The sequence below is a fragment of the Pseudomonas sp. BAV 4579 genome (assembly GCF_009765395.1).
In the GTDB taxonomy this organism is placed as follows: domain Bacteria; phylum Pseudomonadota; class Gammaproteobacteria; order Pseudomonadales; family Pseudomonadaceae; genus Chryseomonas; species Chryseomonas aestiva.
The window spans coordinates 1-13,113 of the sequence record NZ_WHOV01000011.1; the positions used below are offsets into that span (position 1 = coordinate 1).

13 protein-coding genes and 1 pseudogene are annotated in these 13,113 nt (G+C 67.3%); 9 read left to right on the forward strand and 5 right to left on the reverse strand.

What is annotated here, in order from left to right:
* Window positions 1-738 (forward strand): annotated as a pseudogene (locus GSQ95_RS04000) (transporter); the annotation flags it as partial.
* Between the two features lie 15 nt (window positions 739-753).
* Window positions 754-1,533 (forward strand): 2-oxo-tetronate isomerase, encoded by a 780-nt coding sequence (otnI, locus tag GSQ95_RS04005; protein WP_158892807.1) that lies wholly within the window; start codon window positions 754-756, stop codon window positions 1,531-1,533.
* A 286-nt stretch (window positions 1,534-1,819) separates the two neighbouring features.
* Here the strand turns inward: otnI and GSQ95_RS04010 are convergent, their stop codons facing one another.
* Entirely contained in the window at window positions 1,820-2,371 is a 552-nt protein-coding gene (locus GSQ95_RS04010; RefSeq protein WP_158892809.1) for a sugar ABC transporter ATPase, read from the reverse strand.
* Between the two features lie 102 nt (window positions 2,372-2,473).
* Between GSQ95_RS04010 and xseA the strand changes: the two genes are divergently transcribed.
* Window positions 2,474-3,853, forward strand: a complete 1,380-nt coding sequence (gene xseA / locus GSQ95_RS04015) for an exodeoxyribonuclease VII large subunit (RefSeq protein ID WP_158892811.1) — start codon at window positions 2,474-2,476, stop codon at window positions 3,851-3,853.
* A gap of 73 nt (window positions 3,854-3,926) precedes the next feature.
* A complete protein-coding gene (locus GSQ95_RS04020; RefSeq protein ID WP_158892813.1) occupies window positions 3,927-4,964 on the forward strand; it encodes a purine nucleoside permease in 1,038 nt (345 codons plus the stop codon).
* 11 nt (window positions 4,965-4,975) lie between these two features.
* Here the strand turns inward: GSQ95_RS04020 and GSQ95_RS04025 are convergent, their stop codons facing one another.
* Entirely contained in the window at window positions 4,976-5,155 is a 180-nt protein-coding gene (locus tag GSQ95_RS04025) for a hypothetical protein (RefSeq protein WP_158892815.1), read from the reverse strand.
* A 158-nt stretch (window positions 5,156-5,313) separates the two neighbouring features.
* Between GSQ95_RS04025 and GSQ95_RS04030 the strand changes: the two genes are divergently transcribed.
* Together GSQ95_RS04030 and GSQ95_RS04035 are read left to right on the forward strand one after the other, a co-directional pair.
* Window positions 5,314-6,420: an L-dopachrome tautomerase-related protein gene (locus GSQ95_RS04030; protein ID WP_158892817.1), complete on the forward strand. Its 1,107-nt coding sequence runs from the start codon at window positions 5,314-5,316 to the stop codon at window positions 6,418-6,420.
* 76 nt (window positions 6,421-6,496) lie between these two features.
* A complete protein-coding gene (locus GSQ95_RS04035) occupies window positions 6,497-7,318 on the forward strand; it encodes a M23 family metallopeptidase (protein ID WP_158892819.1) in 822 nt (273 codons plus the stop codon).
* 64 nt (window positions 7,319-7,382) lie between these two features.
* On the opposite strand, the gene GSQ95_RS04040 is transcribed toward GSQ95_RS04035, so the two are convergent.
* Complete coding sequence (locus tag GSQ95_RS04040; protein WP_158892821.1) at window positions 7,383-9,104, reverse strand: thiamine pyrophosphate-dependent enzyme; 1,722 nt, start codon at window positions 9,102-9,104, stop codon at window positions 7,383-7,385.
* A 394-nt stretch (window positions 9,105-9,498) separates the two neighbouring features.
* On the opposite strand from GSQ95_RS04040, the gene GSQ95_RS04045 reads away from it, so the two are divergent.
* Window positions 9,499-9,705 (forward strand): hypothetical protein, encoded by a 207-nt coding sequence (locus GSQ95_RS04045; RefSeq protein WP_158892823.1) that lies wholly within the window; start codon window positions 9,499-9,501, stop codon window positions 9,703-9,705.
* A 74-nt stretch (window positions 9,706-9,779) separates the two neighbouring features.
* On the opposite strand, the gene GSQ95_RS04050 is transcribed toward GSQ95_RS04045, so the two are convergent.
* On the reverse strand, window positions 9,780-10,169 hold the full coding sequence (locus GSQ95_RS04050) for a DUF6491 family protein (protein ID WP_158892825.1): 390 nt from the start codon (window positions 10,167-10,169) through the stop codon (window positions 9,780-9,782).
* 112 nt (window positions 10,170-10,281) lie between these two features.
* On the opposite strand from GSQ95_RS04050, the gene GSQ95_RS04055 reads away from it, so the two are divergent.
* Window positions 10,282-11,562, forward strand: coding sequence for a mechanosensitive ion channel family protein (locus tag GSQ95_RS04055; protein WP_158892827.1), 1,281 nt, complete (start codon window positions 10,282-10,284; stop codon window positions 11,560-11,562).
* 27 nt (window positions 11,563-11,589) lie between these two features.
* On the forward strand, window positions 11,590-12,258 hold the full coding sequence (locus GSQ95_RS04060) for a glutathione S-transferase family protein (protein WP_133863197.1): 669 nt from the start codon (window positions 11,590-11,592) through the stop codon (window positions 12,256-12,258).
* A 246-nt stretch (window positions 12,259-12,504) separates the two neighbouring features.
* On the opposite strand, the gene GSQ95_RS04065 is transcribed toward GSQ95_RS04060, so the two are convergent.
* Window positions 12,505-12,936 carry a DUF4174 domain-containing protein gene (locus GSQ95_RS04065; RefSeq protein WP_158892830.1) on the reverse strand — a complete coding sequence of 144 codons (432 nt, stop codon included), beginning with the start codon at window positions 12,934-12,936 and terminating at the stop codon, window positions 12,505-12,507.
* Window positions 12,937-13,113 lie beyond the last annotated feature (177 nt).

Consider the following 13,113-nt stretch of genomic DNA (forward strand, 5'->3'; position numbering starts at 1 on the left):
GGCGCCGCCGCGGTCAAGGTCGACGAGACCCCGGCCGGCCTCGCCGCCGGTCTGCCGCCCGCCCCGGCCCCCGGCTTCGGCCTGGTGGTGACGCTGATCCTGCTGCCCATCGTGCTGATCCTGCTGGGCACCCTGGCCACCAGTTGGCTACCGGCCGGCAACCTGCTGCGCGACATCTTCACCGTGATTGGCGCGCCCCTGGTGGCGCTGCTGATCGACACCCTGCTGTGCGCCTATGTGCTGGGCTTCCGCCGCGGCTGGTCGCGCGAGCAGGTCTCGGACGTCATCGGCTCGGCGCTGCCCGGCGTGGCCATGGTCATCCTCATCGCCGGGGCCGGCGGCGTCTTCGGCAAGGTGCTGGTGGACACCGGCATCGGCGCGGTGGTCTCGGAACTGCTGCGCGCCACCGGCCTGCCGGTGCTGGCGCTGGGCTTCGTGCTGACCCTGCTGCTGCGCGCGGTCCAGGGCTCCACCACCGTGGCCCTGGTCACCACCGCCGGCATCCTCGGCCCGCTGATCGCCACCCTGGACCTCTCGGCCAACCACATGGCCCTGCTCTGCCTGGCCATGGGCGCCGGTGGTCTGGCCGTGTCGCACATCAACGACGCCGGCTACTGGATCTTCACCAAGCTGGTCGGCCTGAGCGTCGCCGACGGCTTGCGTACCTGGACCGTCCTGACCACCCTGCTGGGGTGCATGGGCTTCGCCATCACCCTGCTGCTCTGGCCCTTCGTCTGATCTGGGAGACAAGCCATGCCCCGTTTCGCCGCCAACCTCAGCATGCTCTACCCCGAGCATGCCTTCCTCGACCGCTTCGCCGCCGCCGCGGCGGATGGCTTCCAGGCCGTGGAATACCTCTTTCCCTACGAGCACACCGCCGCCGAGATCAAGACACGCCTGGACGCCGCCGGCCTGACCCAGGTGCTGTTCAACGCCCCGCCCGGTGACTGGGCCGCGGGCGAACGCGGCCTGGCCGCCCTGCCCGGTCGCGAAGCCGAATGCCGCGCCGGCATCGACCGCGCCCTGGACTACGCCGCCGTGCTGGGCAATCGCCTGGTGCATGTGATGGCCGGCCTGCTGCCCGCCGGAGTCGACCGGGCCCGCGCCCGCGACACCTACCTGGGCAACCTGGCCCATGCCGCCGAACAGGCGGCCAAGGCCGGGGTGACGATCCTCATCGAGCCGATCAACCCGCGCGACATGCCCGGCTATTTCCTCAATCGCCAGGACGACGCCCAGGCCATCCGCCAGGCCATAGGCGCTGACAATCTCAAGGTGCAGTTCGACTGCTACCACTGCCAGATCGTCGAGGGCGACGTCAGCAAGACCTTCGAGCGCGACTTCGCCGGCATCGGCCACGTGCAGATCGCCGGCGTGCCCGATCGCCACGAACCGGATCTGGGCGAGCTTCATTACCCCTACCTGTTCGAGCGCTTCGACGCCCTCGGCTACGACGGCTGGATCGGCTGCGAATACCGCCCGCGCGGCGATACCTCGGCCGGGCTGGAGTGGTTGCGCAAGCTCAGGGCCTGAGTCCCTGCTGGGCTTCGACGATAGAGCCGTCTCAACCCAACCTACCGCCCCCGTAGGTTGGGCTGAGCAGGGCGAAGCCCAACAGCTCATCCTTCCAGCTTGTAGGGTGGCCAACGGCGCAGCCTTGTCCACCTTCAGGCACCTAGGCCCAGTGGAAAACGCTGGGCGGTTTTCCACGCTACGGATCTATCGCTCCATCGCCGCCATGCGGTCCGCCGATGCAACCACTGCTACAGCACCATCAGCCCTGTAGGAGCGGCCCATGGCCGCGATGAAGCTCCATCCCCTACACCTCCACCACCGCCAACGGCTGCCCCAGGCGTCGGCGGAATTCCTCCAGGAAGGCCGGAGCGAAGGCCCGCGCCGGCCAGTGGTTGAAGATGAAGCCCAGGTCGGAAAAGGCGCAGGGCTGGGGGAAATCGAAGCCGTTGATGTCGTCTTCGTGAGCGCATTCCGGGCAGGCGAAGTTGTCGCTTTCCGCCGGCATCCAGACTTCCAGGTGCTCGAACAGCGCCTCGCCAATCTCCCGGCGGCAGGCCGGGCAGCGGGCGCGACCCTCGAAGCCGGCCAGCGGGGTGAAGATGCAGCGTTCGGTGACGATCTCCAGGCCGCCATCGGCGAAGTCGCGCGGATCGTCCATGCCTGGCGCCAGGCGCAGCACCTCGGTCAGTCGCGGCCCCGGCGCATGGCCACGCCGGCCGCGACTGGGCAGACAGGGCGAGGCCTCGGCCCTGACCACGCCGCTGGCGGCGAGCCAGCCGAGAATCTCCACGGCGGTGCGCTCCACCCGCGGATGGCTGGAAATGCGGGGAGCGAGGATGGTCTGGCGCAGGGTCATGGAACAGGCGTCTCGAAGGAAGGGGCGCGCAGCTTAATGGGCTGCTCGCCGCACGCCCAGAGCTGCTAAGGTGAGGCCGACGAAAGCCACAGAAAGCGCCCCATGTTCAAGGATCCCTTCGCCCGCCTCGGTCTCGATCGCGAGGTGCTCAGCGTCAGCCAGCTCAATAGCCGCGCCCGGGTGCTACTGGAAGATGTCTTCGCCCAGGTCTGGGTCGAGGGCGAGATCTCCAACCTGGCCAAGCCCGCCTCGGGCCACCTGTATTTCACCTTGAAGGACGGCCAGGCCCAGGTGCGCTGCGCGCTGTTCCGCCAGCACGCCAGTCGGGTGCGCCAGGCGCTGCGCGACGGCCTGGCGGTCAAGGTGCGTGGCAAGGTCTCGCTGTTCGAAGGCCGCGGTGACTACCAGCTGATTCTCGACAGCGTCGAGCCGGCCGGCGACGGCGCCCTGCGCCTGGCCTTCGAGGCGCTCAAGGAGCGCCTCGCCGCCGAAGGACTGTTCGCCGCCGAACGCAAGCGCGCACTGCCCGCCCATCCGCAGCGCATCGGCATCGTCTCCTCGCCCACCGGCGCGGTGATCCGCGACATCTTCAGCGTGTTCAAGCGACGGGCGCCCCAGGTCGAACTGACGCTGATCCCCACCGCGGTGCAGGGCCGCGAGGCCACCGCCCAGATCGTCCGCGCCCTGCAACTGGCCGACCGCCAGGGCTTCGATGCGCTGATCCTGGCGCGCGGCGGCGGCTCCCTGGAAGACCTCTGGTGCTTCAACGAAGAACCCGTGGCCCGCGCCCTGGCCGCCTGCCAGACCCCGGTGGTGAGCGCCGTGGGGCACGAGACCGATGTCTCCATCGCCGACTTCGTCGCCGATGTCCGCGCCCCTACCCCGTCGGCGGCGGCGGAATTGCTCGCCCCCCACAGCGCCGACCTGCGCCAGCGCCTGGACGGCCTGCATCGCCAACTGCTCTTGCGCATGCGCGAACGGCTGGCCCGCGAACGGCTGCGCCTGGACGCCTGCAGCCGGCGCCTGCGTCACCCCGGCGAGCGGCTGCGCCAGCAGGCCCAACGGCTGGACGATCTGGATCTGCGCCTGCGCCGCGCCTATGTCATCGCCCAGAATCGCCGTCGCGATCGCCTGGCGCACCTGGACACCCGGCTGGCCGGCCAGCATCCCGGGCGCCAGCTGGCCCTGCTGCGCCAACGGCTGGAGCAACTGGCCGAACGCCTGCCGCGGGTCATGCAGCGGCAGCTGAAGGAGCGTCAGCAGCGCCTGGCCGGTACCGTCCAGACGCTGCAGATCGTCAGCCCCCTGGCCACCCTGGGTCGCGGCTACAGCATCCTGCTCGACGAACGCGGTCACGCCGTGCGTGCCGCCGCCGAGGTCGCCAATGGGCAGAAGCTCATCGCCCGGCTCGCCGAGGGCGAACTGACGGTACGCGTACTGGACAATCACCAGGAACCCACCACTCTGTCTCTGTTGGACTAATCGGTCCAAGCCGGACCGATGGTGGCATGCATCTTGAACCCTCGGTCAGGATTTCCCCCTACCGAGGCCCTCCATGCATTCCCTCCTACGCGCGTCCCTGCTTCCCCTCACCACCGCCCTGCTGGCCGGCGCGGCCCAGGCCGCGACCCCGCCCGCCGCGCCGCTGCAACCCAAGGTCATGATCGTGGCGATGTTCGCCCCCGAGGCCCAGACCTGGATCGATCGCTTCAAGCTCACCCACAAGGTCGCCGTCGACGGTCTCTCCGCCGACTATCCCGATGTGCTCTGCAATGAGGCACAGGTGTGCCTGATGACTACCGGAATGGGGCATGCCAACGCCGCCGCCTCGACCCTGGCGCTGACCCTGTCGCCCAGATTCGACCTCAAACAGACCTATTTTCTGGTCGCCGGCATCGCCGGGATCAGTCCCAAGGAAGGCACCCTGGGCACCACCGCCTGGGCGCGCTATCTGGTGGACTTCGGCATCCAGTGGGAGATGGATCCCCGTGACGTGCCCAAGGACTGGCCCACCGGTTACCTGGGCATCAATACCCGTGGGCCTGGCGAGAAACCACCGCTGGACTACAAGACCGAGGTGTTCGAACTCAATGTGCGGCTGAGAGACAAGGCCTATGCCCTGTCCCGCCAGGCCGAGCTGACCGAGAGCGCGGAATCCAAGGCCTGGCGCCAGACCTATGACTACGCCCCGGCCAACCAGCCGCCGGTGGTGACCCGTTGCGACACCCTGGCCGGCGACACCTGGTATTCCGGCACCCGCCTCGCCGAACGGGCCGAGGAATGGACGCGCCTGCTCACCGACGGCCAGGGCCGCTACTGCACCACCCAGCAGGAAGACAACGCCACCTACGAAGCGCTGCTGCGCGCCAGCCGCCTGGGCAAGGTCGACCTGCAACGTCTGGCAGTGGTCCGCGCCGGCTCCGACTTCGACCGCCCGGCCAAGGGCGCCTCCGAGGTGGCCAATCTGCTCGACTACGCCAAGCAGGGCGGTTTCGCCCCGGCCCTGGAAAATCTCTATCGCACCGGCAATCCGCTGGTGCAGGAGATCGTCAAGCACTGGGACGTCTGGGAAAAGGGTGTGCCGGCGAGCTGAGACTCCGAGCCCTACTGGCGGGGCTGCTCCACGGTCCGCTCGGGTGACTGGGCGGCCGGATCGCTGCCCGGTGCGCTCTTCTGTACCACCTCGCTGCGCTGAGGTGGCGGCATTTCCGGTGACTTGTCGCAACCGGCGAGCAGGGCGCCGAGGGTCAGCAGCGCCAGACTGCTGGCAAGAGTACGAGGCATGGTCTTCTCCCTGGGGTTTGAAGGATGACCCCGGGATTTCCCCGGACGTTCCCGCCCAGGCCACCGCCAGCCGGCGGTCGGCCCTGGCGATCTTCCACGTGGATGGCGCAGTCGTACCTGCAGGACCGGCTTCTCCGGTCACCTTTCAGGAATCCGCCATGCCCAGACCTGCCCTCTCCCGCCTCGCCCTGGCCACCCTGCTGACCGCCCTGCCCCTGGCACCCGTCGCCCTGGCCGCCGAATCCAGCGCCAAGCTGGAAAAGGTCGCCAGCTTCGATCACCAGGTCACCGGCGTGACCGTCAGCGAGAGCGGACGGATCTTCGTCAACTTTCCGCGCTGGACCGAAGACAGCGAGGTCTCGGTCGCCGAACTCAAGCCCGACGGCAGCCTGGTGCCCTATCCGGATTCGGCCTGGAACGGCTGGCGCAATGCCAAGCGCGACGAACTGACCCCGGGCAATCACTGGGTCTGCGTGCAATCCGTGGTGGCCGACGGTCGTGGCAGTCTCTGGGTGATCGACCCGGGCGCTCCGGCCCAGGCGCTGGTGGTGCCCGGCGCACCCAAGCTGGTCAAGATCGACCTGGCCAGCAACCAGGTGAGCAAGGTCTATGCGCTGGACGAGAGCGTGGCACCCCAGGGCAGCTACCTCAATGACGTCAGATTCAGCCCGGATGGCCGCCACGCCTATATCACCGACTCCGGTGCCCGCGGCGCCATGGTGGTACTGGATCTGGAGAGCGGCAAGGCCCGCCGCGCCCTGGATGGCGATCCGAGCACCCAGGCCGAGAAGGGCGTCAAGGTCAAGGCCGACGGCAAGCCGCTGGTGCGTCCGGATGGCCGTGGCGTGGAATTCTCCGCCGACGGCATCGCCCTCTCCCCGGCCGGCGACTACCTCTACTGGCAGGCAGTCAAGGGCAATACCCTCTACCGCATTCCTACCGCGGCGCTGCAGGGCGACGAACTCGCCAGCCTGCCGGCCAAGGTGGAAAAGGTCGGCGAGAACGGTCCGGCCGATGGTCTGCTGATGGACCCGCAAGGGCGCCTCTATGTCAGCGCGGTGGAAGACCATGCGGTGAAGATCCGCGAGAACGGCCAGCTCACCACCCTGGTGCAGGACAAGCAACTGGTCTGGCCGGACACCTTCGGTCGCGGCCCGGATGGCACCGTCTATGTCACGGATTCGCGCATCCCCGAGATGAGCTTCTTCGATCCCAAGCAGAAGCCAGCGCTGGAAACCGTGCTCTACAAGATCGTCCCCAACTGACCAAGGGGGCCCGGGGCGCCTTGCCCTGCGGCCCTCGCCTGCCCCAGCATGGGCGTTTTCGCCACCGGATGCGCCCATGCCCCGCCTGTTCGCCCTGCTCTGCTGCCTGCTGCTGACCCTGCCCGCCCATGCGGGCACCTATCTGCAACGCCTGCTGGACAAGCCCGTGCCGGGCGGCGTCGCCGTGGTCCCCATTCCGGGTGACGCGGCGCCGCGGGTGCGCTACCAGGGCAAGCCGGTGCTGGTGGTCAAGGATGGCAACGGCTGGGTGGCCATCGTCGGCATCCCCCTGGGCACGGCCACTAGCCGCCAGCCGCTGGAGGTCGTCGGCGCCGCGCCCCTGGCCTTCACGGTCGGCAGCCGGCACTACGCCGAGCAGCGCATCACCCTGAAGAACCAGCGCCAGGTCACGCCCAATCCGGAGGACCTGAAGCGCTTCGAGCGCGAACTGGCCGAACAGCAGGCCGCCTACCGGCTGTTCTCGCCAAACCAGCCCAGCAATCTGCTTCTCGACAAGCCGGTGAACGGCCCGCTCTCCAGCCCCTTCGGCCTGCGCCGCTTCTTCAATGGCCAGGAGCGTAATCCGCACTCGGGCCTGGACTTCGCCGTGCCCGCCGGCACGCCGGTCAAGGCCCCGGCCGCTGGCAAGGTGGTACTGGTGGGTGACTACTTCTTCAATGGCAAGACGGTGTTCGTCGATCACGGCCAGGGCCTGATCAGCATGTTCTGCCACCTCTCGCGCATCGATGTGCAGGTCGGCCAGGAGGTCCCACGCGGCGGCGTGGTCGGCCGCGTCGGCAGCACCGGCCGCGCCACGGGTCCGCACCTGCACTGGAACGTCAGTCTCAATGACGTGCGGGTCGACCCGAGCATCTTCATTGGCGCCTTCAAGCCCTGACCGGCGACGTTGGCCGGTCTTAGCGCAGCGCGGCCCAGATGTCGGGCCGCGTGCTGGTCACCGCTCAGGGGATGATGGCGTTCTTGAGCATATCCATCACATTGGCCGCACGCGCCGAACCGGACAGCATGCCCTTCGCCGAATAGAGCGCCATGCCGAATACCTGACCCGGCGCGATCATTGGCGGCATGACCAACTCGTCGCGTACCGTGACTACGTCCAGCAGCGCCGGGCCGGGTTCGGCCAACCAGGCCGCGATCGCATCCTCCAACAGCTCTGGCTGCTCGACCCGCCGGCCCCACCAGCCCATCGCCTCAGCCATCCGGCTGAAATCGGGGTTGTGCAGATCGGTGAAGGTATCGACCAACCCCTCGACCTTTTGCTCGATCTCGACGAAGCCCAGCGTGCCGTTGTTGAAGACCACCACCTTGATCGGCAGCTGTTCCTGCACAGCGGTCAGCAGGTCGCCCAGCAACATGGTCAAGCCGCCATCGCCGGATAGTGAGATGACCTGCCGCCCTGGATAGGCCGCCTGGGCGCCCAGGGCCTGCGGCATGGCATTGGCCATCGTCCCATGGCTGAGACTGACCACGGTCCTATTGGCGCCGGTCGACGGGATGTGTCTCAGGCACCAGACCATCGGCGACCCGCCGTCGGCGGTGAACACCGCATCCGGCGCCGCATGGCGCGCGATCAGCGCGGTCAGATACTGCGGATGGATCACCTCGCGATAGCCGGAGGTCTCGCGCTTGTCGAGGGCTGCTTCCGCTTTGCGGGCGTGGGCCAGGGCATGCTCGAGGAAGCCGCGCTCCTCGCGCGGCGTGACCAAGGGCAGCAACGCCGTCAGCGTATCGGCGATGTTACCAACCGCGGCGATGTCGACGGGATGGCGCCGCCCCAGGTGCGTGCCCTCCACATCGATCTGGATGATGGTGGCCTTGCTCGGATAGAACTGCCGCCACGCGAAGTCGCAGCCCAGCAGCAACAGGGTGTCGCAGTCCATCAGCGCCTGATAACCACCCGCCGTGCCGAACACCCCGGTCATGCCCACGTCGTAAGGGTTGTCATGCTCCAGGAAGTCCTTGGCCCGACTGGTGCGCGCCACCGGGGCCTGTAGCTTCGCGGCTAGCGCCACGACCTGATCATGGGCCTTCTCACAGCCCGAGCCGCCATAGATGGCGATCTTCTCGCCCTTGTTCAGCGCCTCGGCGATCCGCTGCAATTCCGCATCGGACGGGCGGATGACCGGCTCGGCCTGGTGTACGGCGAAGTCGGGCTCGTCCGGGGCCTCGGCCTTGGACACGTCAACGGGAACGATCAGCACCGCGACGCCGCGCTTGGACAGCGCCGTCTGGGCAGCCATCGCGGTCATCCGCTTGGCCTGAGCGGGGGTGCGGACCTCCTCGCAAAAGACGGTTCCCTTGGCATAGATCGCCTTGAAATCCACCTCCTGCGGAAAATCGAAACCCAGTTCGTCCTGGACGATCTGGCTGGCGATCAACACCACAGGCGCGCGGTTGCGGTTGGACTCCCATACCCCGTTGATAAAGTGCAGGCTACCCGGACCGCAGGACCCGGCACAGAGAGCGATTTTGCCCGTCAGCAACGCATCGGCCCCAGCCGCCATGGCGCCTGCCTCCTCGTGGCGAACATGGACCCAGCGGATGTCGCTGCGCCGGATCGCATCGGTGACATAGTTGAGGGTATCGCCCGGCACGCCATAGCAGCGCTCGACACCCGCGGCTTCCAGGGTTTCCACGATGACATCGGCAACTCGACGACCCATTTTTCTCACCCTTGCAGTTATGGTTGATGATGGACACTGATAGCGCTGGACGACTGTCGTAGGCGTTATGGCTTTCGCGGCTGCACCGAGCCCGCTCCCCAGAGCGCTGCCGGTGAGCCGAAGACCCCGCCTCCAGCAAAGCCCTGCCCTAGACGCCTTCAAGCCGAACAGACCGGCAAGCTGCAGCAACGTTCCGCTATCTCGGCCATGGCGACAGAAGCTGCCACGCGCGCGGCTGGGCCAGGGACTCCCGGCCAGCGCCGGCACGGCTGTACAACTAGACGTTGAACATGCTGAAACAGCAATTTACTCAGGGTGCGGGGGCAGCTATTGCCAGGCATCCGGCTTCGGATTAAAAGGAACGCCCCATTCGCTTCCAGCCGGAACAGCCACCATGTCTTCGCGCCCCCGCTTCGGCAGTGCCCTCGGCAGCATCCTGCTGGTCACCGCGGCCTGCTACCTGCTGGTGGGCTTCTCCCAGGGCTTCGTGCTGTCGGCCTGGTCCTGGCGCACCTGGGTGGTGTTCGCCGTCATGGTGACGATCTATCCGATCGGCCTGTTCGCCGGCTGGTGGAAGAAGCGCGAGCCGGTGGAGCACTAGGCCGCTCGCAGGCAAGACGGATCGCCGGCCACAACCGGATTCTGGGCTGTGCGAGCTGGCCAGCCCCGCGCCACTCAGCGTAAGGGATCGAGGCGATACAGGCCGTCGATGGGGCACTCCATCCGGCTGCCCCGGGCATCGGTGGAGACGAGAAAGTCGCCCGGACGCAGGCCAGCGGCGCGCGAGCGATAGCCGAGGCGATTGCCAGCGGCCAGGTTGCGACAGGGCACGGCGAAGTCCACCAGGTAGGCGCGGCCCAATCCCGTGCCCAGCGCCAGGTGCCGGGTGTCCAGGTAGTGCCAGCCAGAGAGATCGAAGCCCAGGATGGTGTCCATGGCGGCGCCCTGCCGATAGCCCAGCTCGGCCAGGCGATCGTCCAGCGTTGGCGGTCCGAACGGACGCCCGGCACAACCGGCGAGCAGCAGCACGGCGACTAGAGTGAAAAAGGCAGGGAGGACGCGCATGGAAATTTTCCTGGAAAGGCTGAACCTTGGACCGACCCCGGGCGCCGAATACGCCGTGCGGGGCGCAGCTTTGCTAACGTGGCGCCCGTAGTATCCCGTCAAGAGACCCCCTATGCCCACGGCCCTGACCAACCTGATCGACGATCTCGAAAAACACCCGCAACTGCTCATCCTGGTCGCCTGCCTCGGCCTGCTGCTGGCAGCCTGGGTGCTCAACTGGATCGTCAAGCGCATCCTGGTGCGCGGCTTCTATCGCCTGCTGCGCAGCACCTCCTTCGGCCAGGATCACGAACTCAATCACCACCGCGTCATCGGTAGGCTGGCCAACATCGTCCCGGCCCTGGTGCTGTCGATCGGCATCGAACTGGTGCCCGGGCGGCCCGAGGGCCTGGTCACCGTGGTGCAGAACGTCTGCAGCGCCTTCATCGTGCTGACCATCGCCCTGGCCCTGGGCAGCGCCCTGAACGTGGTCAACGTGCTCTATTCGCGAAGGCCCTCGGCGCGGCTCAAGCCGATCAAGGGCTATGTCCAGGTCAGCAAGATCGTCATCTACGCCATCGCGGTCATCCTGATGATCGCCACCCTGATTGATCGCTCGCCGCTGATCCTGCTCTCCGGCCTCGGCGCCATGGCCGCGGTGCTGCTGCTGATCTTCCAGGACACCCTGCTCTCCCTGGTGGCCAGCGTGCAGATCTCCAGCAACGACATCATCCGCGTCGGCGACTGGATCGAGATGCCCCAGCTCAACGCCGACGGCGACGTCATCGACATCGCCCTGCACACGGTCAAGGTGCAGAACTTCGATAAGACCATCACCACCATCCCCACCAAGAGATTCATCACCGACGCCTTCCGCAACTACCGCGGCATGCAGGAGGCCGGTGGCCGACGGATCAAGCGCGCGCTCAACATCGACCAGAACAGCGTGCACTTCCTCAGCGACGCCGAGCGCGAGCACCTGCACCGCTTCCACCTGCTGGACGACTACCTCACCGCCAAGGAACAGGAACTGGCGGACTGGAATCGCAAGCTGGAAAAGCGCGGCCAGGAGCCGGTCAACACCCGCCGGGTCACCAACCTGGGGACCTTTCGCGCCTATGTCGAGCGCTACCTGCGCGCTCATCCCGGGGTCCACCAGGGCATGACCCTGCTGGTGCGCCAGATGCCGCTCTCCGGCGAGGGTCTGCCGGTGGAGATCTACTGCTTCACCAACACCACGGTGTGGGCGCAATATGAGGGCATCCAGGGAGACATCTTCGATCACCTGCTCTCCATCCTCCCGGAATTCGGCCTCCATGTGTTCCAGCACCCGAGCGGACGCGACTTCCGCGGGCGGCTGGAACCGCGCGAGGCCATGACCTCCCTCGGCGAACCGGGCACCCCGGCGCCCTGATCGCCCGCCCCGGCCTAAGGAAAGACCATGATCGTCGTCCACCACCTGAACAACTCCCGCTCCCAGCGGGTGCTCTGGCTGCTCGAAGAACTCGGCATCGAGTATCGGGTGCAACGCTACGAGCGAGCGGCAGGCGGCCTGTTCGCCCCGCCGGAGTTACGCAAGGTGCATCCGCTGGGCAAGTCGCCGGTGATCGTCGACGGTGAGCTGACCCTAGCCGAATCCGGCGCCATCGTCGACTACCTGGCACGGCGCTACGGGCCGCAACTGCTGCCCGCCCAGGACAGTCCGGAGTTCGTGCGCTACACCTACTGGCTGCACTACGCCGAAGGCTCGGCCATGACGCCGCTGCTGCTCAAGCTGGTGTTCGACCGCATCGCCACCTCGCCCATGCCCTTCTTCGCCAGGCCCATCGCCAAGGGCATCGCCGCCAAGGCCACCGCGAGCTTCATCCAGCCGCAACTGGACCTGCACCTGGACTACCTGGAAAGCCAGCTGGGTGCCAGCGGCTGGTTCGTCGGCGACCGCTTCACCGCGGCCGACATCCAGCTCAGCTTCCCGCTGGAAGCCGCCGCCAGCCGCGCCGGCCTGGACAACGGCAAGCGCCCCAAGCTAGTGGACTTCCTCAAGCGCATCCATGCCCGTCCGGCCTACCAGCGCGCGCTGGAACAGGGCGGGCCCTACGTCTACGCCTGAAGCTGGGCCTGTTGGGCTTCGCTAAACGCTCAACCCAACCTAAGGTCTTGCGCCTCCTCTCCCTCGGGGAAAGGCTGGGGTGAGGGGAAACTCCGGCCCCGTAGCGTGGAAAACCGCGCCAGCGTTTTCCACTGATGTCCCGATGCCTTGGCCGCGTGGACAAGGCTGCGCCGTTGTCCACCCTACACGGCGTCCGGCTGGTCTCGGAAAACCCCCTCTTTCCCTCCGGAGAGAGGGACCCACGCCCTACCGCCGCATCGGCATCCGGTCGACCGTGCCGAACAGCGCCTCGAGCGACCACTCCTGCTGCTCCCGCACCTTGACCCCGCCATCCTTGCCCACCAGATAGAGCGTCGCCGGCTGGCCGGCACGGGCGTCCAGCGCCTTGAGCAGCGCCCGGGTCTGCTCCGGCCGCAGCGGCTCGTCGTTGCGACTACCAGCGTCGCCCACCACCGTATAGAGCACCATCTCGCGCTCGACGAAGGCTTCGCGATTGGCCGGCTGCGCCAGTTCCTCGCGGAGCTTCGCGACCTGGGGATCATTGGCCGTCGGCGCGACCAGGATCAGCGGTCGCGTCTTCCAGCGTTCCGCCTCCAGAGGGTTGTCGGCTGCCTGGGCCGTCGCGGCCAGACCGGCGACCAGGGTGGTCGCTAGGCCTACCAGTGCGAGAGTCTTCATGGACGCCTTCCTTTCGTTCGGTTGCCGTGAGTCGTCCAGCATTGACCCCGGCCCGGCGCCAGGGGTCGCTCCGGCGATCTCGGGTTACACAAAAAACACCGCCCCTCCCATTTATAAATCACCAATAAAAAGCCATAACCGGCAATAAATCCCCACCAGAATCCGATAAGCAAACAT

Coding starts and splice junctions, on each gene's coding strand:
- GSQ95_RS04040 (WP_158892821.1), bottom strand. CDS start 9,104: ATGGGTCGTCGAGTTGCCGATGTCATCGTGGAAACCCTGGAAGCCGCG.
- GSQ95_RS04060 (WP_133863197.1), top strand. CDS start 11,590: ATGATCGTCGTCCACCACCTGAACAACTCCCGCTCCCAGCGGGTGCTC.
- GSQ95_RS04030 (WP_158892817.1), top strand. CDS start 5,314: ATGCCCAGACCTGCCCTCTCCCGCCTCGCCCTGGCCACCCTGCTGACC.
- otnI (WP_158892807.1), top strand. CDS start 754: ATGCCCCGTTTCGCCGCCAACCTCAGCATGCTCTACCCCGAGCATGCC.
- GSQ95_RS04020 (WP_158892813.1), top strand. CDS start 3,927: ATGCATTCCCTCCTACGCGCGTCCCTGCTTCCCCTCACCACCGCCCTG.
- GSQ95_RS04035 (WP_158892819.1), top strand. CDS start 6,497: ATGCCCCGCCTGTTCGCCCTGCTCTGCTGCCTGCTGCTGACCCTGCCC.
- GSQ95_RS04055 (WP_158892827.1), top strand. CDS start 10,282: ATGCCCACGGCCCTGACCAACCTGATCGACGATCTCGAAAAACACCCG.
- GSQ95_RS04065 (WP_158892830.1), bottom strand. CDS start 12,936: ATGAAGACTCTCGCACTGGTAGGCCTAGCGACCACCCTGGTCGCCGGT.
- GSQ95_RS04025 (WP_158892815.1), bottom strand. CDS start 5,155: ATGCCTCGTACTCTTGCCAGCAGTCTGGCGCTGCTGACCCTCGGCGCC.
- xseA (WP_158892811.1), top strand. CDS start 2,474: ATGTTCAAGGATCCCTTCGCCCGCCTCGGTCTCGATCGCGAGGTGCTC.
- GSQ95_RS04045 (WP_158892823.1), top strand. CDS start 9,499: ATGTCTTCGCGCCCCCGCTTCGGCAGTGCCCTCGGCAGCATCCTGCTG.
- GSQ95_RS04010 (WP_158892809.1), bottom strand. CDS start 2,371: ATGACCCTGCGCCAGACCATCCTCGCTCCCCGCATTTCCAGCCATCCG.
- GSQ95_RS04050 (WP_158892825.1), bottom strand. CDS start 10,169: ATGCGCGTCCTCCCTGCCTTTTTCACTCTAGTCGCCGTGCTGCTGCTC.